17 protein-coding genes and 1 other annotated feature are annotated in these 21471 nt (G+C 40.3%); of the genes, 1 reads left to right on the top strand and 16 read right to left on the bottom strand.

Annotation, left to right across the window (positions count from 1 at the left end; genetic code table 11):
- Positions 1–11 precede the first annotated feature (11 nt).
- The 5 genes from MKZ25_RS12780 to MKZ25_RS12800 all read right to left on the bottom strand — a co-directional run bounded on the left by MKZ25_RS12780 (position 12) and on the right by MKZ25_RS12800 (position 6768).
- Entirely contained in the window at positions 12–605 is a 594-nt protein-coding gene (locus MKZ25_RS12780; RefSeq protein ID WP_340801837.1) for a Maf family protein, read from the bottom strand.
- A gap of 106 nt (positions 606–711) precedes the next feature.
- Positions 712–1308, bottom strand: coding sequence for a translation initiation factor 2 (locus MKZ25_RS12785; protein ID WP_340803019.1), 597 nt, complete (start codon positions 1306–1308; stop codon positions 712–714).
- A gap of 207 nt (positions 1309–1515) precedes the next feature.
- Complete coding sequence (locus MKZ25_RS12790; protein WP_340801838.1) at positions 1516–2763, bottom strand: bifunctional folylpolyglutamate synthase/dihydrofolate synthase; 1248 nt, start codon at positions 2761–2763, stop codon at positions 1516–1518.
- The gene (locus MKZ25_RS12795; RefSeq protein WP_340801839.1) at positions 2760–4031 is read right to left on the bottom strand and encodes a bifunctional folylpolyglutamate synthase/dihydrofolate synthase; all 1272 of its coding nucleotides are present in this window, start codon (positions 4029–4031) and stop codon (positions 2760–2762) included. The genes MKZ25_RS12790 and MKZ25_RS12795 overlap by 4 nt, the downstream gene beginning before the upstream one ends.
- Before the next feature lie 94 nt (positions 4032–4125).
- The gene (locus MKZ25_RS12800; protein WP_340801840.1) at positions 4126–6768 is read right to left on the bottom strand and encodes a valine--tRNA ligase; all 2643 of its coding nucleotides are present in this window, start codon (positions 6766–6768) and stop codon (positions 4126–4128) included.
- Between the two features lie 57 nt (positions 6769–6825).
- Positions 6826–7213: a binding site (T-box leader), on the bottom strand.
- A 117-nt stretch (positions 7214–7330) separates the two neighbouring features.
- Here MKZ25_RS12800 and MKZ25_RS12805 point away from each other — a divergent pair.
- On the top strand, positions 7331–7522 hold the full coding sequence (locus MKZ25_RS12805; RefSeq protein WP_079528065.1) for a hypothetical protein: 192 nt from the start codon (positions 7331–7333) through the stop codon (positions 7520–7522).
- A 50-nt stretch (positions 7523–7572) separates the two neighbouring features.
- Here MKZ25_RS12805 and MKZ25_RS12810 read toward each other — a convergent pair whose 3' ends face one another.
- From MKZ25_RS12810 to MKZ25_RS12860, 11 genes are all read right to left on the bottom strand, one after another.
- Entirely contained in the window at positions 7573–8178 is a 606-nt protein-coding gene (locus MKZ25_RS12810) for an alanine racemase (protein ID WP_340801841.1), read from the bottom strand.
- A 63-nt stretch (positions 8179–8241) separates the two neighbouring features.
- Entirely contained in the window at positions 8242–9531 is a 1290-nt protein-coding gene (gene hemL, locus MKZ25_RS12815) for a glutamate-1-semialdehyde 2,1-aminomutase (protein ID WP_340801842.1), read from the bottom strand.
- Between the two features lies 1 nt (position 9532).
- Complete coding sequence (gene hemB, locus MKZ25_RS12820) at positions 9533–10513, bottom strand: porphobilinogen synthase (RefSeq protein ID WP_340801843.1); 981 nt, start codon at positions 10511–10513, stop codon at positions 9533–9535.
- Positions 10510–11253 (bottom strand): uroporphyrinogen-III synthase, encoded by a 744-nt coding sequence (locus tag MKZ25_RS12825; protein ID WP_340801844.1) that lies wholly within the window; start codon positions 11251–11253, stop codon positions 10510–10512. The genes hemB and MKZ25_RS12825 overlap by 4 nt, the downstream gene beginning before the upstream one ends.
- Entirely contained in the window at positions 11243–12175 is a 933-nt protein-coding gene (gene hemC, locus MKZ25_RS12830) for a hydroxymethylbilane synthase (RefSeq protein WP_340801846.1), read from the bottom strand. Before hemC ends, MKZ25_RS12825 begins: the two co-directional genes overlap by 11 nt.
- A 23-nt stretch (positions 12176–12198) precedes the next feature.
- On the bottom strand, positions 12199–13026 hold the full coding sequence (ccsA, locus tag MKZ25_RS12835) for a cytochrome c biogenesis protein CcsA (protein ID WP_340801847.1): 828 nt from the start codon (positions 13024–13026) through the stop codon (positions 12199–12201).
- A gap of 139 nt (positions 13027–13165) precedes the next feature.
- The gene (gene hemA / locus MKZ25_RS12840; protein WP_340801848.1) at positions 13166–14521 is read right to left on the bottom strand and encodes a glutamyl-tRNA reductase; all 1356 of its coding nucleotides are present in this window, start codon (positions 14519–14521) and stop codon (positions 13166–13168) included.
- A gap of 345 nt (positions 14522–14866) precedes the next feature.
- Positions 14867–17836, bottom strand: coding sequence for a vWA domain-containing protein (locus MKZ25_RS12845; RefSeq protein WP_340801849.1), 2970 nt, complete (start codon positions 17834–17836; stop codon positions 14867–14869).
- Positions 17837–17848: 12 nt separating this feature from the next.
- Entirely contained in the window at positions 17849–19294 is a 1446-nt protein-coding gene (locus MKZ25_RS12850) for an S-layer homology domain-containing protein (RefSeq protein WP_340801850.1), read from the bottom strand.
- A gap of 82 nt (positions 19295–19376) precedes the next feature.
- Positions 19377–21077 (bottom strand): phosphate ABC transporter ATPase, encoded by a 1701-nt coding sequence (locus MKZ25_RS12855; RefSeq protein WP_340801851.1) that lies wholly within the window; start codon positions 21075–21077, stop codon positions 19377–19379.
- A gap of 77 nt (positions 21078–21154) precedes the next feature.
- Positions 21155–21427 carry a putative motility protein gene (locus MKZ25_RS12860; RefSeq protein WP_340801852.1) on the bottom strand — a complete coding sequence of 91 codons (273 nt, stop codon included), beginning with the start codon at positions 21425–21427 and terminating at the stop codon, positions 21155–21157.
- Between the last annotated feature and the right edge of the window lie 44 nt (positions 21428–21471).

The raw sequence follows: 21471 nt of genomic DNA on the forward strand, positions 1-21471 counted from the left end.
TTACATCACTCCTAAAATGATAGTTTTAGTAGTTGTAATGTAAGCATTTTTTGAACTAATGTAGCAATCGGTAATCCGACGACATTATTGTAGTCTCCTTCAATACGGTCAACGAGCATGGCGCCACTCGTTTGAATCCCGTATCCGCCTGCTTTATCATAAGGATCTCCTGTCTGAATATAAGCCTTGATCATTAGCGGAGAAACATTTTTAAATATTACTGATGTCACTTCAACAAATGTATGCTCTGTTCCATCCGCCAAAATAAGAGCTACAGCTGTCATCACCTCATGTCGGTTTCCTGCAAGCTTCGTTAAATGCTCTACGGCTTCTTCCTCCGAAACAGGCTTGTGCAGTATTTGATCATTGAACACAACAATTGTATCCGCGCCGATAATACAATGCCCCGGACATTTCCCGGACACATCACGCGCTTTCAATAATGCCACTTCCGTCACATATTTACGAACAGTATCGGCTGTGACACTTGTTTCGATAACATCGCTTGTCACAATTTCAAACGGGACATTCAGCATTTGGAGCAATTCCTTCCTCCTTGGTGAAGCAGAAGCTAATATTAGTTGTTCTTTTGTAGTAAAATTCATTTCCAATCCTCCTACATACTATAGTAACTGAGAATCGGAAATTTGAACAATGGCCAACATTTCTTACAAATATGTGAAAACCACGATTTTAATATGTTTTCAACAATTAAAATGTTACTTTCAAGCAATCAAGACTTTCAAAATAATTTATAAACATATGCAGACGAACAACACTCGGATTCGTCGAAAGCTTTGAAACTTCTGTCATAACCCCTGTCCAGTCCTCAGGTATCTGTTGTTTGTCAATTGCTTCTGCTTCCTCCGTAGATAAAGCTTTCGAATCTTTCAATGTGACCGGCAGCTGCAGTTCTGCAGGATTGGGACAGCTGCTCGCAATCGTAATATTTTTATAAAATCCGGTCGGCACAATCGTTAATGCGGATTCCACTTTTTCTGTATCCAGTCGGGACCAGACAAAATACTGTTCGCCCACCTTAACAACGGCTGCCTTATTTAACGTAGGATAAGTCCCTAAAAATTGCGCTGCACTATCAAAATTTGAAAAAACACCGTGCTGCAATGCAAAATACTGTTGCTGTACTTGCTGCTCTTCGGGTGTTTGAACAGTCGGGATTGTTTCTGCAGCTTCTTCGGTTGTCGTAGGTAATTGCAGAATAAAAACAAATAGTATGACGCCAGCAAGCCCTGTAATACATCCAATGAACATTGCTTGAAAAATGGCATTATTCCTTAAAGCTTTCATCGTTGCCACAGCTCCATCTCTTTTTCATACAACAATAGCAAAAAAGACATAAGAAAAGAGGAGACTGCTGTCGCCCCCCCTAAAAAAGTTTTCGCTATTATTCTTCTTTATTTGCAGCCCGCGTTTTCTATTAAGGCGATTCATACTATTCAAATTGCCGTATACTGCAATTTGCACACTTTTAACAGGTTTTGTGTCTGGTTGGCATCAGTGCATATTTCGTCGAATTTCACTCAGTAAATAGAGTGAACCGGTAACGATCCGCACTGTTCCATCGATTACAGGGCACTGTAAAAATTCATTTACATCGTCAATTATTTGTTTTTCCTTCGCTTGACTTCGTTCATAAAGAGTCACTGCCTGCATTGCACGTTCATTATGAATATTTGCGAAATAAAAAGCGTCACCGACTTCTTCCAATAACCGCAAAATAGTTTTGACATCCTTGTCCGCCAGTAAACCGATCACAAATTCGATTCGTTTGTTCGGAAAGTGCTCTTTTACCGTATCCGCCAATGACTGAATACTGGCAGGATTATGGGCTCCGTCAAAATAAAGGTTCGGGCGGATCTGTTCGAAACGACCGGCAAGTGAAGCATTGTCTACACCCGTGCGAATTTTTTTAACATCGAGCGGCAATTCGAAATGCTTTAAAACTTCCAGAAATGCCGTAATGGCCAATGCCATATTATGCCCTTGATGTCTGCCTAGTAGCTGACGCTGCAAATCAGAAATGTTGAGTTGCAGTAATGGATACTTATACGCTTCATTTCCTTCGTTTTTTGAAACGAAGAAGTCGATACCAAACTTGAATAACGGCACATTTTTTTGCACGGCTTCCTTTTCAAAAACTTCGGCAGCCTCTTCATTCATTTCTCCAATTACCGCCGGACGATTTTTTTTCAATATGCCGGCTTTATGATACGCAATACTTGTTAATGTATTGCCTAAAAAATTTGTATGTTCCAAAGCGATACTCGGTACAACCGAAACGATCGGAGTCACTACATTTGTACTGTCCTCTCGACCGCCCATCCCTGCTTCGATTAACACTAAGTCCGGTTTTTGCTCGGCAAAGTATAAAAGCGCTACCGCCGTCAAAAGTTCAAAGTCCGTCAGTTTCCCGCTAAGTCCGGCTTTCGCCAACTGCTGAAACATCAGATCCATCTGCTCATTTGTGATTGACCGGCCATCAATCTGGATTTGATCATGAACATCAACAATACATGGTGACATGAACTTCCCGACTGTTAATCCGTATTCTCGTGCCATCCCTTCAATAAAAGCCAGTGTTGAACCTTTTCCGTTTGTTCCCGCCAAGTGAACTACATTCAGCTGTTTTTCAGGCTCTCCAAGCAGACGGAGTGCGGATTCTATTGCGTCCAAACCGGGCTTGATTGCTCGTTCACTTTTCACTTGCCAACGCTCTTTGTATACATCCAGTAACGGAATCATGAAATCCACCCTCTTTCTGCAAACAGACAGCGCACTTCGGCGATAAAATATAAAGAGCCGGTAATAACGAGCAGCTCCTCATCGGCCAAATGATTCATTTCTTTTTCAATTAGTTCCTGCCAGTTCGAATGCATAAACTTTTTAGAATGTGTGCTCTGCTCATATAGCTGATTCGCTGTCGCCGCACGCGGTAAATTAATTTGTGTGAAGTGCATTTCTGATGCCACTTCATCCATTAATTTTATACTTACACCATGGTCCTTATCCTGTAAAGCCGCATAGACAAACTTTACTTTATGCTGTGGAGCAGTTTCTTTTAATGTATTAATAAGGGCAGTTGTCCCTTCCGAATTATGGGCACCATCCAAAATAATATTGTTGCGCACTCTTTCGAAACGCCCTTCCCACTTCGCTTGCTGCAAGGCCAATTTTACTTTTTGCGCATTAAAGGACGGAAGATATAATTGTGCTGCCGTAATGGCAAGCGCGGCATTGGCCATTTGATGTTCACCTGCCATTGCAAGTTCGATTTTGTCGATCAAGCTATTCCCGCGGTAGTCAAAATACGCACCGTTTTGATTCTCCACATAAAAGTGTTCACCCAATGTAAAGATCGGAGCATGTAGCTGCGCCGCCGTTTGCTGAATTACCGCGAGCGCTTCCGCATTTTTCACTCCGACCACGACCGGCTTCCCTTGCTTAATAATACCTGCTTTTTCCGCAGCGATTTCGGCATATGTCTCACCAAGCATATCCGTATGCTCAAGCGATATTGTTGTAATGACACTTACTTCCGGCGTCACAACGTTTGTCGAGTCCAAACGCCCTCCAATACCGGTTTCAAGCAATGCGATATCCAATGACTGCTCCGAGAAGTATTTTAGGGCAAGCAATGTCATGAACTCAAAAAAGCTCGGGAATTTCCGGCCCAATTTATTTTCAATAACTCCCGCAATTTCATTTGCAATACGCAAAAAGGCCTCATCGGAAATTTGCTGTTTATTGATTGTCACCCGTTCATTGGCACGCTCAAGATGCGGAGAGATGAAGGCGCCGACCGTTAAGCCGTGCTCCATAAAAATCTCGCGTGTGGCATTCAATGTTGACCCTTTTCCATTGGAACCGGCAAAATGGATGAATTTTGTTTTTTGTTCCGGGTTGCCAAGCGCATCGAGGATGATCTTTGCTGACTGTAATGGTTCACCTTTATACTGGCTTGCTTTTAATTTAAATATAAAATCTGTGCACTCTTCCATCGTTTGAAACATTATGTTCTCTCCCTAATACGCCTAATATGTAATCTGCTTTATTATAGCTGAATTAAAAGAAAGAGGCACCGTTATACGGTACCTCTCTTTGGCATTACATGTTTTTCAGTTCTGCAATGCGTTTTTCAACTGTCGCGTATTTTGCTTCATAATCCGCAAGTTTTTCGCGCTCTGTTGCTACTAATGCTTCCGGTGCTTTAGAAACGAATCGTTCATTCGATAGCTTTCCGGAAACTAATTTTACTTCTTTCGCCCATTTGTCGAGCTCTTTTTCAAGACGTGCAATTTCTTCTTCGATATTGATTAAGCCTGCAAGTGGCATGAAGATTTCTGCACCTGAAACAACTGCTGACATCGCCTGTGCTGGTGCTTCAAGATTCGCCCCGATTGTTAAGCCATCCGGATTACAGAATTTTTCGATATAGCCTTTGTTCACTTCAAGTACTGCCGATGTTTGTTCATCTTTTGCCGAAATCGTCATCGGCACTTTTTTGCTCATTGGTGTATTCACTTCTGCACGAATATTACGTACAGAACGGATAATATCCATTAACAGCTGCATATCGCCTGCTTCTGCAGTGAAGTTGAACGCCGGATTTACAGTCGGCCATGCAGCAACTGTAATTGACTCCCCTTCATGCGGCAAGTGCTGCCAGATTTCTTCTGTTACGAAAGGCATGAATGGGTGCAGTAAGCGCATCGTGTTGTCTAAAACGTGTGCAAGTACTGAACGAGTCGTTAATTTAGCTGCTTCATCTTCACCGTATAATGGCAATTTCGCCATTTCGATATACCATGAACAGAAATCATCCCAAATGAAGTTGTAAAGTTCACGGCCTACTTCACCGAACTCGTATTTATCAGATAATGTTGTAACACGTTCAATCGTTTCATTCAAACGTGATAGTATCCATTTATCCGCTGTAGATAGGTTACCTGTTAAATCGATTTGCTCATATGTCATGCCTTCCATGTTCATCAATGCAAAACGAGAAGCATTCCAGATTTTGTTTACGAAGTTCCAAGTAGATTCTACTTTTTCTGTAGAGTAACGCAGATCCTGACCTGGAGATGAACCTGTAGCAAGGAAGTAACGCAGTGAATCCGCACCGTATTGGTCGATTACATCCATCGGGTCAACCCCGTTACCAAGTGATTTGGACATTTTGCGTCCTTCAGCATCACGAACTAAACCATGGATTAAAACGTCTTTAAATGGACGCTCGCCTGTAAATTCTTTCCCTTGGAAAATCATACGGCTTACCCAGAAGAAGATAATGTCATAGCCCGTTACTAAAGTATTTGTCGGATAGTAGCGCTTGAACATTTCAGATTCTTCATTTGGCCAATCCATTGTAGAAAACGGCCATAACGCAGATGAGAACCATGTATCAAGAACATCTTCGTCCTGTGTCCAATTCTCAGCATCTTCAGGTGCTTCTTTACCTACATAAAGCTCGCCTGTTTCTTTGTTATACCAAGCTGGAATTTGATGTCCCCACCATAATTGACGGGAAATACACCAGTCATGGATATTTTCCATCCAGCGGTTATATGTGTTTTCAAAACGATTTGGTACGAAGTTTACTTTTTCGTTTTCATCAGCCTGCATTTTTAGCGCTTCTTCAGCAAGTGGTCCCATTTTTACGAACCACTGCTTAGAAAGGTACGGTTCTACAACAGCGTTCGTACGCTCAGAGTGGCCTACTTGGTGTACATGTGGCTCAATCTCGATTAATACGCCCGCTTCCTGTAAATCTGCAACGATTTGCTTACGGCATTCGAAACGGTCCATACCAGCATATTTGCCGGCTAAGTCATTCATTGTACCATCTTCGTTCATAACTAAAATACGTTCCAGGTCATGACGGTTCCCAACTTCAAAGTCGTTCGGGTCATGTGCTGGTGTCATCTTTACAACACCTGTACCGAATTCCATATCTACGTAGTCATCTGCAACGATTGGAATTTCACGACCTACGATAGGTAAAATAACTGTTTTTCCTACTAAATGTGCATAGCGCTCGTCTTCCGGGTGTACAGCTACACCAGAGTCGCCCAGCATTGTTTCCGGACGTGTTGTTGCAACGCGTAATTTACCTGAACCATCAGCAAGCGGGTACTCCATATGGTAGAATGCGCCTTCTACTTCTTTATGGATTACTTCGATATCTGAAAGAGCTGTTTTTGCAGCCGGGTCCCAGTTAATAATTCGCTCACCACGGTAAATATAGCCTTTTTCATATAATTTAACGAATACTTCTTTTACTGCATCCGATAAACCTTCATCAAGTGTAAAACGTTCTTTAGAGTAGTCTAAGCCTAAACCTAATTTCGACCATTGTGCACGGATGTGAGAAGCATATTCTTCTTTCCATTCCCAAGTTTTTTCAAGGAACTTTTCACGGCCAAGATCATAGCGGGAAATACCTTCACCGCGCAATTTCTCTTCAACTTTCGCCTGTGTTGCAATACCTGCATGGTCCATACCTGGTAACCATAGTGCATCATATCCTTGCATGCGTTTCATACGAATTAAAATATCTTGCAATGTTGTATCCCAAGCGTGGCCAAGGTGCAGTTTACCTGTTACGTTAGGCGGTGGGATAACGATAGAATATGGTTCCTTATCGCTTGTTGGATCTGCCTCGAAAAATTTGCCTTTTAACCACCATTCATAGCGGCCGGCTTCAGTTTGCTGCGGATCGTATTTTGTTGGCATTGTAATTTCCGTCATGATGAATCTCTCCTTTGTCGCCTTATTATTGGACATAAAAAAACTCCCTTCGTCTTTAAAAAGGACGAGGGAGTTAATTCGCGGTACCACCTTTATTTCCGATCGGGTTTAGTCAAGCGCTCGCATACTTCGTCACTTGCTTCTCTCGTCCACTCGTGAACTATATGTTCAACTCGCGTCTTCGTTCAGCTGCGTTCCTTGTCTGACAAGCGCTTTCTTTAAACCCTTTGTTTTAAAAGTCAAGCGCTCGCATCAAATATACGGCATTGCAATGCCCCAATCGGCACTTCATTCGATAACGGTGTTTAACCGGAACCTAGCTACTATCAGTTCACTAAGTCAGCTCCTAGGCTACCTTCTGCATGGTTGATGGAGAAACTTTTCAGCTACCGTTTCCTCTCTTGCCATCGTTCTCATACATACTCTTCCTAATCTTCGCTTCAATTATATAGTTGCACTTTATTTTAAGCTGTTTTTAATGAAATATCAAGCACGAATGGGGAATATACTTTAACACGTTATTTGTGCTCTTCACATATACTATGCAAAAGGAGTCTGGACATTGCGAAAAAACTACAATCCTTATTTATTGCCTCCATGGCTGCGGAAATTCCGTTTCTTTATGCGCCATTGTATTTTGCCGATTACGATTTTTCAGGCGATCCGAACTGTCTTACTTCCGACAACGGGTGATATATTATTGCTTGCCATTCTAATTTTATTTACTTACTTATTGCTCACAGATTTCATTTGAAATCAAGCAAAAAAATGTTCCGTAAGGTTCAATTCTTACGGAACATTTATTTATTTTTTCAATTGGATTTGCACGCGGCTATATGCATCGGCCAGCTGTTCCAGGAAATCGAGCTCATGGGGAACGGTTTGGGCCATCTGCGTAGATTCTACTTCTTTTTCCGCTTGAAGTCGGGGTTGTACTTCATCGACAGGCTGTTCGATAACGATTGGCTGTTCCACAGCGATTTCTTTCACTGGTGCCGGTACCTCTACTTCAGCAATTGCTTGTACCTTCTTTTCCACCTCACAATGGACTGCCCAGCTACATGAGCAATAGCCATTATTCGGCTCCACTTTAATATCATTTATGCGAAGTGAAACAGCTTCAATATCATCATTCGGAAAATCTACTGAAAAAGGCAGGGCGTATTCGAAATAACCTTGATCTTTTTCAATATCCATATGCTCGATATAGATACCTTCCTCAATTTCATCCTCACGTGCTACATGATCAAATTGAATATTTCCTTTTACTACATAAATTCCTCTTACTACGACGGAATCTTCGCTAATCTCTTCATGCCATTTCGGTTCGACTACTATTTTAGAATTCTCTTGAACATTTCCTAATTGCTTTGGAAATGTAAATGTCTCTTTCATTTCCCACTGTTGCATAAAAAATCCCCTCCCTACGCTTACATTATGCATAGAAAGGGGATTTATGATTTATTTATGAGATTATCTCGCTAATTTTTCAAAGACATTATGGAATGCCTGAACTGTTTTTGCGATATGTTCTTCTGTATGAGCCGTAGAAATAAATAGTCCTTCAAATTGGGATGGCGGCAGGAAAATGCCTTCTTCGGCCATTAGCTTGAAGTATTCAGCAAATAGCTCTAAATCCGAACTTTTCGCCGAATCAAAATCGATGACATCTTCGTTCGTGAAGAAGAAACCAATCATCGATCCTGCACGATTCACTGTATGCGGAATATTGTATTTCGTCGCAGCTGCACGGAAACCTTCTTCCAACTGGTCTCCCAGTTTGCGGAAGTATTCATATGAGTCTTTGTTCAGGCGGCTTAATGTTTCATAGCCGGCTGTCATGGCAAGCGGATTACCTGATAATGTACCTGCTTGATAAATCGGACCTGCTGGAGCGATTTTCTCCATAATTTCACGTTTACCGCCGAATGCACCAACCGGTAAGCCTCCCCCGATTACTTTACCTAAACAAGTAAGGTCCGGTTTAATTCCGTAATATTCCTGGGCACAACCATAGTCTACACGGAAGCCAGTCATTACTTCATCGAAAATTAAAACCGTTCCGTATTCTTCTGTCAGTTTACGCAGCCCTTCAAGGAAACCTGGCTGTGGCGGAACAACACCCATATTTCCGGCAACCGGTTCTAAAATAACTGCCGCTAAATCAGTACCGAATTTTTCGAATACTAATTTTGCAGATTCCAGATCATTATATGCAACTGTTAAAGTATTTTTGGCAATATCAGCCGGAACACCCGGTGAGTCAGGTAAACCAAGTGTCGCTACACCTGAACCTGCTTTAATAAGCAGTGAATCCCCATGACCGTGATATGAACCTTCAAATTTTAAAATTTTATCGCGTCCTGTAAATCCGCGCGCTAAACGAAGTGCAGACATTGTTGCTTCTGTGCCTGATGATACAAAACGAATCATTTCCACTGAAGGCAAACGATCCATAACAAGCTTCGCCAATTTGTTCTCTGAAACAGTAGGGGCACCAAACGATGCGCCTTTAGCTGCCTGATCCTGAATAGCCGAAACAACTTCCGGGTGTGCATGTCCTAAAATTAAAGGACCCCATGACAGGACATAGTCAATATATTCATTGCCATCAATATCTTTGATTACTGCACCTTTGCCCGAATCCATAAAAATCGGATCCAAGTTTACTGATTTGAATGCACGTACTGGAGAGTTTACTCCGCCTGGCATTAAATCAACCGCTTCTGTAAATGCTGCTTTTGACTTTTCATAACTACGCATATTATTTTTCCTCCAACCAACGACAGACGTCTTTTGCATGATAAGTAATGATTAAATCGGAACCTGCACGCTTCATACCTAGTAATGTTTCCATTACAACCGCTTTTTCATCGATCCAGCCATTTTGTGCAGCTGCTTTGACCATTGAATATTCGCCTGATACATTATACGCTACAACAGGTAATGGGAAGCTGTTTTTTACATCACGGATAATATCCATATATGCTAATGCCGGTTTCACAATCAGGAAATCCGCACCTTCTTCAACGTCCGATGTCGCTTCGCGAATCGCTTCCATTCGATTGGATGGATCCATTTGATACGTTTTACGGTCACCGAACTGTGGTGCTCCTTCTGCAGCTTCACGGAATGGTCCGTAATAGCTTGAAGCGTATTTCACCGCATAGGACATAATCGGAATATGCTGGAAGCCTGCTGAATCCAAACCTGCACGGATCGCCGTTACAAACCCGTCCATCATGTTCGATGGTGCGATAATGTCAGCTCCGGCTTTTGCTTGAGAAATTGCCGTACGCGCCAACACATCAAGTGATGGATCGTTTAGCACTTGATCGCCTTCAATAACACCACAATGACCGTGGTCCGTAAATTCACACAAGCAAGTATCTGCTACGACTAGAAGCTCGGGATGACGCTCTTTAATTAAACGTGTCGCTTTCTGTACGATGCCGTGATCGTGGAAAGCACCAGTACCGACTGCATCCTTTTCTTCAGGAATTCCGAAAAGTAATACCGCTCGAATGCCTAAGTCTACAATTTCATCCACTTCAGCAGCCAAGTTATCTAAAGATAATTGGAACACGCCCGGCATCGAGCTTACAGGATTTTTAATATTTTCGCCTTCAATAATAAACAACGGATAAATAAGGTCTTCTTTTTGTAGGTATGTTTCTTTTACGAGTGCACGCATCGCTGCATTTTGACGTAAGCGACGGTGACGTTGGAAATATAGTTCTGTCATTTTGTCTGTTCCTCCAGGATGAGCTGTTCAATTACAGCTTGCATCGTATAGATTTTCGGTTGCACGATTGGCCGAACCCCGTATTTTTCAAGGGCTGCTGTTGTGACATGACCAATCGATGCAAATTTCACATTTTGCCAATCTACATGCGGTACAATATGCTCAGCATAAATATCTACCGCAGAAGGACTGGCAAATATTACAATCGGGTGTTTTTCTGTCAGCAGACACTGTGTTAACTGGGAAAGAAATTTTCTGCACGGACGTGTTTCATAAACGGTCCATTCATCTGCTCCGGTACCTTCATGAATCGTCTTTTTTGCCATCGATCCACGTACAAATAATGCACGTTCACCTGACTTCATTGAAAATTCCTTCACAAATACATCCGCACTGTAAACAGTTGGCATAAAATGAATTTCATAGCCATGTTCCTGTAATAAAGCAGCCGTCTTTTCACCGACAGCCGCAATTTTCATTGTTTCAGGAATCATCTGTTCATGCCGGATACATTTATCAATAAAGCTTTTCACCGCATTTTGGCTCGTAAAAATGAGCCATTGATATGCAGGTAATTCACGAAAATAGAATTCATCTTCCTTAGAAACCTTTTCTACTGTTTCGATTAATGGATAATTATAGACTTTCCCGTCGTGTTGCTCAATCAATTGCTCTACAGACCTGACAACCGCCGATCCTGTAATAATCAATGTTTTTCCTAAGAGCTCATTACTCGGCATCTAACTCAGCCTTTACTTTTTGAATTAAGTCAAAGGCACCTTGCTCAGTTAATTTTGCGGCAACTGCTTTTCCGACTGCATCCGCGTCAGTCCCTGTTAACGTTTCTTTATACGTTACAGAAGCATCCGGTGCTGCCACTAAACCCGTTAAAGTTATTGTTCCGCCATCTACAGTTGCATACCCGGCAATCGGCACTTGACAGCCACCATCCATCGCAGCTAAAAATGAGCGCTCGGCATGTGCTGTAGTCCAAGTTGTAGCATCCGTTAATTTCGCCAGTTGCTCAAGCAGCTCCGTATCATCCGCGCGGCATTCAATCCCTAACGAACCTTGTGCAACAGCCGGAAGACAAATATCTGTCTCTAAATATTCAGTTACGACATCTTCGCTCCAGCCAAGTCGTTTCAATCCTGATGCCGCTAAAATAATGGCATCGAAATCTTCTGTTTCCAGTTTTTTGAGACGTGTATCTACATTTCCGCGAATCCACTTAATTTCAAGATCGGGACGTGCTTGTAATAACTGTGCGCTACGACGTAATGAACTCGTGCCAACAATTGCACCTTTCGGCAGGTCGGCAAATTTCACATGACCATTTGAAATGAAAGCATCACGTGCATCTTCACGTGGAGGAATACAGCCAATGATTAGTCCTTCAGGCAATACAGCAGGCATATCTTTCATCGAATGCACAGCAAAGTCGATTTCTTTATCATATAGAGCTTGTTCGATTTCTTTAACGAAGAGACCTTTACCCCCAACTTTAGAGAGCTGTACATCTAAGATACGGTCGCCCTTTGTTACAATTTCCTTAATTTCAAAATCAAATGGTACGCCAGCTTCTTTCAACTCATTAATAAACCAGTTTGTTTGTGTTAATGCTAATTTACTTTTTCGAGATCCTACAATAATTTTTCTCACGTTACTCCGACCTTTCTATTCTGCTAAACCCACAGATGGAAATTTGATAATTTGCTGCCAAGGAAGAAATTAATGACTACGAGTAAAAATAAGTAAACATGTACTTTTGCATATACCATGCCAATTAATTTCCCTCTCTGATGCAGCAAGAAAATAATTAAGTAAACTATCGATACGATAAACGAACCTAAAATCTTCACATCGAAAATTGAAACATTCTCTAATGTTAAAAATGCCCATTCCAACCCTAATATTAAACTTATTAATAGCAATGGAATGCCAATAATCGTAGATAAATTTATCCACTTAACCATTTGCTGTAAACTTGGCAATCGTGACCATAAATTCGTCAGCTTTTTTTGCTTTAATATGCGATATAAAATTAAATACAGCAACGAGAAGACGAACGCAACAGAAAAAGCTGCGTAAGACACAATCGCAAAACTAATATGGATTAACAGCATTTCCGAAACTAATGAATCACCGACAATCTGATCGTTCGTTTGCGGTGCAAATAAATGAATTGTCATAAATACAAAGCTCAATACATTAATAAAAAACACCGGCAAATCAACTCGTACGATGCAATGAAGGACAATCGAAAGTGTCGTTAACAGCCATGCATAAAAGAATACCCCTTCATACAACGACAATATCGGAAATCGCTTCGTTTCAATAATAAACAGGACGATAAATAAAGTTTGCAGCACCCAGACGATTGAAACAAACCAGAAAGCTACACGTCTGATTTTTATATTTTTATAAAGGTAGTCTGTGAAATAAAGTACGATACAGAGCCCATAGAGAATGATCATGAGCTCGTATAATCTTGTCATTACCATTTCTGTCATATGCACCTTCTCCTGATGGAAACTTACTAAAAAAAGCGCTTTCGCTATCTATAATTTTACCATATAGATACGAAAACGCTTATGATTTATTTGAATAAAGTGCTTCAATAAGGCTCAATGTCTATTGGCTATTGTTCAATTAATAAGAGAAACCTGGTTTTAAGGTTACCTCTTTTGCTGTTTCACTGTTTTTTATTTCAGGGCGTAATTGCTGTACTTCTTGCTGCACTTCGTCTTCAATACCGAAAATTTGCTGGAATAATGCAAGCTGTGCTTCCGCATTTTTTTCGTTCGCAAGTTCTTTTGCTTGTAGAATCGGCGTTTTCAAGAGCTGATTAATAATCGATTTTGTATGCTTGTTTAAAATTTTGCGTTCGCGCTCCGTTAAATTCGGCATTTTGTTTTCGATACTCATCATTGTTTCTTCTTGAATAGATGCCGCTTTCTTACGCAAGGCAGAAATAACCGGCACGACACCAAGTGTATTAAACCAATCTTTAAATTGAATAATTTCCTCTTGAATCATCGCCGTGATTTCATTTGCCGCACGTTCCCGTTCAGCCAAGTTTGCTTGTACAATTCCTTGAAGGTCGTCAATATCGTACAGGAATACATTGGACACATCGCCGATACGCGGATCTAAATCACGCGGTACCGCAATATCGACCATAAATAAAGGATCGCCTTTACGGAATTTCGCTACATCTTTCATTAAATCATAATCGATAACATAATCTGTTGCCCCAGTTGAGCTGATAAGAATATCCGCTTCAAGCAATGTACATTGCAGTTCATTCATCGCTTTAGCATCTCCATCAAATTTCGATGCCAAGTTTTGGGCTTTTTCAAATGTACGGTTAATCACCGTTACTTTTCCTACGCCATTTCCGTATAGGTTTTGAATGGCAAGTTCCCCCATTTTACCGGCACCTAAAATGGCTACGTGCTTATCTTTTAATGAACCAAAGATTTTTTTTGCAAGCTCTACGGCAGCATAAGACACAGAAACGGCATTTTCCCCAATCGCTGTTTCATTATGGGCACGTTTTGCGAATGTTACGGCCTGTTTAAATAGTTGGTTATAGACTGTACCCGTTGTACCGATTTCCTGACCTTGTAAAAAACTTTTCTTTACTTGTCCCAAAATTTGCGTTTCCCCAAGCACCATGGAATCAATACCAGCCGTTACACGGAATAAATGGTTTAAAGACTCATCTTCTTCACGGATGAATAAGTGATCTTCAAACTGTTCCATCGGTATGTTAAACCAGTTCGCCAAAAATTGTTTAATATAATAGCGACCAGTGTGTAATTGATCAACGACCGCATAAATTTCTGTCCGGTTACAAGTAGAGATTATTACATTTTCCAATATGCTTTTTTGCTTTTGCAGCGCTTCCATAGCATTCGGAAGTTCCGATTCGATAAACGAGAGCTTTTCACGAATTTCTACTGGCGCTGTTTTATAATTCAGGCCTACTACTAATGTATGCATGAACCCCCACACCTCACACGTTCTAATTCATAGATTTTATTGTAACATAATGACAGCATGATTCTAGTTTAGTTTGTGAACATGCTATGAAAGTATATCCTAAACCTGCTTAACAAAATCCAAAAACAACCTTTAATTTGTCAGTGGATGTTAAAACCTTTGTATCTATACCCTAACTTCAGAAAAATACATCTTGTCCCAAAGAGTGCAAGATGAAGTATTTTCCTGAATGGAATTGAATTGTTAAATTAGAATTATTCTAATGTAAGTTTAACAAAGTTCGACACAGATTTCAATCATTCAAACTAAAAAAGAAGCCCACTTTATAAGTGAGCCTCTATTTTGTCACATATTATGGATCTTAGTCCCTATAATGTTGCCGGCTCCATCGAGTGCCTGGAATTCAACTTCTGTATATAAATCAAATTCCGGGAACTCATATAAATTCGGTCTATGCATAAAACGTGACGAACCCCGCGCCGGGAGATCGTAGCGAATATCCCCTGCCGGCGACTTGAATACCACCCTTACACCTTCGATATCGCCACAGCCTGTATTGATATCGGCAATGATGGTTACTTGCGTTTCAAAACGCACATCCGTCCGGTTAAAGATTGTATCCCCTACTAAACAGCTGCTATTCACAGCTGGTGTATTGCATAAAATCGTTGTAATAACCGCTTGTAATGCACCATGCAAATTTTCAATTTCCGAAATATTTTGATAGGTTCCCTTTGTCTGGGTAGAAATATCCTGCAATAACTTTGCATTAATATTTTTGTAGGAGCCAACAGAAACCGTATGGATAACAACACCTTTATCTTGTGCCGCCTTAATCATTTTATTCAAGTCTTTATTACTAGCTTTCCCGTCCGTCACTAAAACAATTGCTTTGCTCGTATTAAGATCATTAGAGAAACTATTTAAGGCTATATTCAATGCGGAAATGATATTTGTTCCGCCTGAACGTTTCGTAATTAATAAATTTGGCATTTGAGCAACAATATCAGCGTCATCGTTTGCCTCAAAATCCGTTTTCGTATTGAAACGGTATACATGTGTAGGATTCGCCTGTAGCTGTTTAATTGTTTGTTTTACTTTATCTTTTGTTATATTTCCGCGATCATTGGCATTCATTGATCCTGAATGATCGACTACGAATATTACTTCCGAATCAATCGCACACAGGTTATCTTCAAAGCGTTGATTCGTATAAACCGAGTCGGATGCAGTTACACCGCTTAAGCCTGATAGAACTTGTTGATAACGCGGATCCATATCTTGAATCCGCGCTTTTGCTTGCGATTTCCCATTCACAAGTTCATAGAAATAGACAACTGCCGCACCGCCTTCAAACCGTACACGCTGTGTCACACCATTAAATATGATATCCACTGTGCCATTGAAGTCTGTAATCATTCGGCCACCCGGTGCGATTACCTGAACGATTACTTTTGTAAACTCGTCCGTCCCGGGCGGATGTTGCTTCAGCTGTTGTTCTAAGTACAGCGCATCCAGCTTAGCCACTGCCGCTTCAAGTTTAGTAATCACATTCGGGTATTGATTTCTCAGACTGGCTAGATCATTTTCCCCTAAACGACCATACATCGCTTCGATCACATTTACCGACTCTTCATGTGCTAATGTAATTTGCTCTGCACTTGGTAAAATGCGATCTGTTAAATAGACGAAAGGTGCTTGTTGCATCCCCATATCTATAACTTTTTGTAAATCGTACGTAGCTCGACTTTCATTGTTTACTGTGTACATGACATTCACATTACGTTCAGCAACAATGCTCTGTAAAATTTGTTCAAATAACCATACTGAAATTGTCTGCCCTTCCAGTTTCAAATCTGCATTTCCGTATTGAATATCTTTGGAGTAGGCTGGAGCCTCCTCTTTTCCAATAACAGGGTGAGTGTAAGCTTCCCATTTGTAGCCTGACATCCTTTTAACACTCGTATTTAAATTTTGAACGGTAATTATTCCATTCGGAGTAAATGGGACATTCCTTTGGGCCAGTTCATTCATCGTCGAATCTTCGAAGATTGCTGCCCTATCCACTATTTGTGCTTCTGTTACTGCTGCAATTTCTGAAGTTTCATTATTATTATTTCCTAACTCCAGTACCCCTTCAGGCAGTGCCGGCAATGGCCTTACTACCGAAACAGCTGTGTCCCTTTTCAATTCCGGTTGGCCAGGACCAAACAGCTCGTACGAAATACGTAACTCCGGTTTTGGTACATAACGGATTGATACTTCAATCGGTTGGTTTCGGTAAGTATAGTATTTGTCAGACGGGTTAACCATTTCAAAGCGGATTGTGTCGACAACTGTATTTGTCAGGGCTGGAGCCGTTACGAATACATTCAGATCCGGTCCATCGGTAGTTACCGTATTTTCTCTGTTCCCCTCGCTGGATGTCGAAATTTTTGCGCCGGCTTGTGAAGTCACCCTGAATTGTAATGACTCATCATACGGAATTTCATTTCCGTAACTATCGCGTAATTCAATTGAAATTAACGATGAATCGACGCCATTTGCAATAAGTTCTTCATTGGCTATATCGACTCTTTTTACAGAGCCATTTGTTTCAGGACTGCTTGTTTTATCATCCGTATTCTCTCCAGGTACGGTAGGAATAATTACCGTCCCGTCATTTGGCTCGCCACCAAAATTGGCTGGCAATGTAATTTTATTATTGTCATTACCTGCCGGAGCACTCGCTAAGCCTTCAATCGCTATTTTCCCTTGCTGATTGATCCTGTACATAAATGCTGCCAATTCACCACGCGTCAAGTTACGTGACGCTTTATAGTCGGCATACGTACGCTTACCAGTTGTACCGGTCGTAAGTTCATTCATGTATAAATATTGAACCGCTTGGATTTCTGATAAATCAAGCCCGTTTACTGCTGCGTACAGTTGTGCAAATTGACCACGGGATATACTAGCATTCCTTCTTACTATGCTGTTTGCACCGAAAATCGGGAGGTTCAATTCCTTATAATAACTATAGAATATATCTCTATTTTCCGTATCTAAGTGGTAGGTCTGGTCCAGCTTCGCAAAAAACTGTACTACTTGCCATTCTTTTACGGTAGAATTCGATTGAAATTCATTTCCACCCATTAGCTGTATATAGTTATTATCAACTGTCCATTTTATAGCTTGATAATTGGTGTTTGTTTTAGGTATGTCTGAAATTTGCTTCTCAGCTGCTTGTACTTGTAACGATCCGAATGGGAACATAGCAAAAAGTACAAGTAAACAAGCAAGTAAAATCGCCGGACGTTGTTTTTGTTTCGTCATCTTTGCAACCCCTTAGTTAAAGAACAGAATATTATCTCGGTAGTTCTCTTTTAAATCTGATTCTAAGTAGCGTAAATAGCGTTCAATAATTGCTGCCGATTCCGCTCGTGTTAATGTGTTTTTTGGGTTAAAGTTTCCGTTGCTGCCTGCCATCAAACCAAGTTCTGTAACAACATAAATCGAATCACGTGCAAAATCCGAAATTCGGTGATCATCTCTATATTGTGTCTTATAACCCGGGTCTGGTGCTTTTCCTTCCAGACCAAGCGCACGTACGAGAATCGTAGCCGCTTCTTGACGAGTTAAAAATCCGTCCGGCACAAAAGTTATTGGTGTTACACCTTTAATAACGCCTTTATTTACTGCTGCCACTAAGTAGTTATAATCTTTTGCCGTACGTTTCACATCTTTAAAAATAGCCGGTTGTGTCGCTTTTTTACGCTTATTTTGATCTTCTAATACACGTAAATCAATCGCTTTACCTATTGCAATAGCAAAATCATAGCGTTGAGCTGGTGTATTTGGTGAGAAAAAGTTCGATTGATCATCAAGAATTCCCAGCGAGTATAACTTTTCAATATTTACCCGTGCCCAGTTTGTAGATAAATCGCGGAATTTCGGAATTTTCAGCATTTCGAGCTTTGGCATATATGCAATATCACTTGCTACTATTCCCCGGCTTCTTGGTAAGTTATATTCATATTCAGATAAAGAATCTGCTGAGCTAATTGTTTTGTAATTGCCGTAGAAACTAGAAAGTGACGCATCACTTTGGTTGTACTCAAGCGTACGCGATTTTGCTGTAGATACTTTGTTTCTTACTGTACCAATTGTGCCATCTTCAAATCCGATTTCAAAATCGGTAATTTGCGTTTCTGTAGCCCCCCAGAAGTTTTCATACCCTTCATTACGGCTATTAACATCTACCGTAATTATTTTTGTCACAGCATCTTTTCCGCGGCCGATTGTTTCAGTGTACGTTTTACGTGCAATCGCTTCTCCTGAATAATAATCCGACGCTGGCCGTTTATCTGTTATTGTACTTTTTGACAGCTGGTAATCTGCCAATGTAAATTCGCGCGTACCGACTGTAATTTTTTCAGTATATTTCGTTACACTACCGGTTGCCGAACTTTGACCGACTTGGTCATAATTTGTTACGTCATATGTATACGTGAAGTTACGCGTTAATTTTTCCTTATTTGGACCTGTTAACGTAAATTTATATGTCTCTGTTAACTTCCCTTTTGATTCTTTCGAAGTGACAGAAACATTTTTGCTTGTGCCCGTAAATTTAATCGGTGATCCTGTTAAAAAGAAATATTCTTCATATTCATATTCATTTTTGATTCCGCCCGTTAAATCAATCGACTGGGCCGAACTTGTTGCAGGTGAGAGAAGCAATGCCACGATTAATGCGATTGCCGCCAGATATGTTAACCTATAAGTTTTTTTCAAAAATTCGTACCTCATTTCTTTTGATTTCCAAAGTAAACTGGTATGCAGGGCAAGCTTCCCACATACCAGTTACCACTTTTATTTATTCATTGACCATTAATACATATACTTCTGATGTCGATCTCGCAATGGCCGTAACATGATCGGATTTTTTTATGTCTTCCATTTTAATTACTTCCCCATTTTTTACAATCATCGCTTTTGTCAAATCTAATGTGAGCGCACTGTAAGTGAAGTTCCAATGTCCATCTTTCCCCCATTGGCTGCTATTTTTTACAGAAAGCAGTTTCCTGTCAGAATTTACTCCATCAACTTGTCCTGTTAACGTTAAGGAAGCTCGTTTTTCATATGGTACAAAATAGATTCCTTGAATATGACCATCCTTCATATAGAAATAACTATAGTAAGGGTTTGGTGAATTTGTATAGCTATCAAACAAATCTAAATCCAGTTTTGGAATGACTTTTAACGGCCGATTTACATCCCACTCATAAGCAATTGTCGAATTACTAAAAGCGAATTGGGTCTTTTGATTATTCGTAGTCCAGAAATGATTATCAAAGCGTTCCAAATCAGATAATGTCACTTGATAGCCATCTCGATCTGCCCGATTAATTCGTCCATAATAAAGCTCATACTTTGATAGATTAGGTGCTAAGTATGCATCGTTGGAAATATTTACAATATGTGCATATTCACTCTTTGTTGCTCCATCAGTTAACACATAAGCTGTAGTAGAAATTGGCAACTGTTTTTGGTTCAATGCAATTAATCCATCCGGCTCTACTATGCGCCCATTTCGAATTAAAATGGAGCCGCTGTGATAACGTAAATTTAAAGAGTTATTCAGCTGGAATGAATTCAGTCCGATATTTACCTGCGTAATCGGCTGGTAATAAGTACGCTCATTTTTATTAAGGACGATAATCTTTTCGATTACTTCCTTGCTAAACTGTTTTTTTGTCACAAAATAGAGTTCACTATTCCGATAGTTATTAAGGTCGCTTTTCGATATTTTCTTATTTCCTACAAAAATACTCGTATTATTTGTAAAGTTAAAGGTCTTCTGTTGATCTGTATCTTTCATACCATACATCCAATTCAATAGCGGGTGTGCATTTTTAACATTCAACGTATTTTTATTTGTATTAACTGTATTCAGAGTCGCTTTATATAAATCTTCTACCATATTGGCTGTGTTCATAATGTTAATTTCCGCAATAGTCGAAGTGTTCGCCGTCGCAAACGTCAACTGAACACGATCCCCTACGTAAAGTGCAGTTAAATCTACAAATGACTTCCCTTTAAAAACAGCCGTATTATTCGTGACTGTAAAGGTTCTTGTTGAAGAACCGTCCAATTTCACTCGAATTTGTAAACCATTCGGGACAAGTTCTGTGACTACTCCGGTAAGTTGCTTACTATTTTCAATAATCGCACCGCCACCAGCATCATTCGTTGAACTGCGCATTTCCGTAATTCGCCCTAGATTTAGCTTGATTGTGACATTCATGCCGGCTTTAAATCCGTCAATTGTTGTTAACGTATTATTTATGTAATATTGTCCGGTATTCGCTAAGTTAAATGCAGCGGTTTTGCCCGCGCTATTTTTTAATGTCACACTTTTTAGCGTACGTGTAACCGCCCCGCCTTTCTCTTCTACTTCTGTATAATTTGCCTTTACAAATGTATATGTAGCAGATGCTTCAGCATGTTGGCCTATCGGGAAAATTGTTAAAGCAAAAGTAATTGCTAATAATAGCATTGACAATTTCTTCAGCAATTTTTTCGCCTCCTTTTTTATAGCGATTATGTATCACTTCTATTCGTTTCTCGTTTTATATCGTTATGATAATAGCTTTAATTGAACAAATTGATATCTCCATCTTTATATAAAGAAACATCGATTGTGTGTCCTAACCTTGAGTGTAGTGTATCGATGACTTCAAGCAATCGTTCTGCGTTATGTTCTTTAAATTCTATCGCCTGTTTGGCAACAGCTAATGAAACAATTTGCATTAGCTGTCCTTGCTTCATCGACACCGGTAAGTTGCAATTTCCAAATGTAACACCTCCTTCCATTTTTATCGGCAAATCGAACCATTTATAAAGTAATAAGTATGATTTGTCCAATAAAAAAGAACAACTCCGAAAATTATTCGAAGTTGTTCTCACCC

It is taken from the genome of Solibacillus sp. FSL W7-1464 (assembly GCF_038004425.1).
GTDB lineage: Bacteria > Bacillota > Bacilli > Bacillales_A > Planococcaceae > Solibacillus.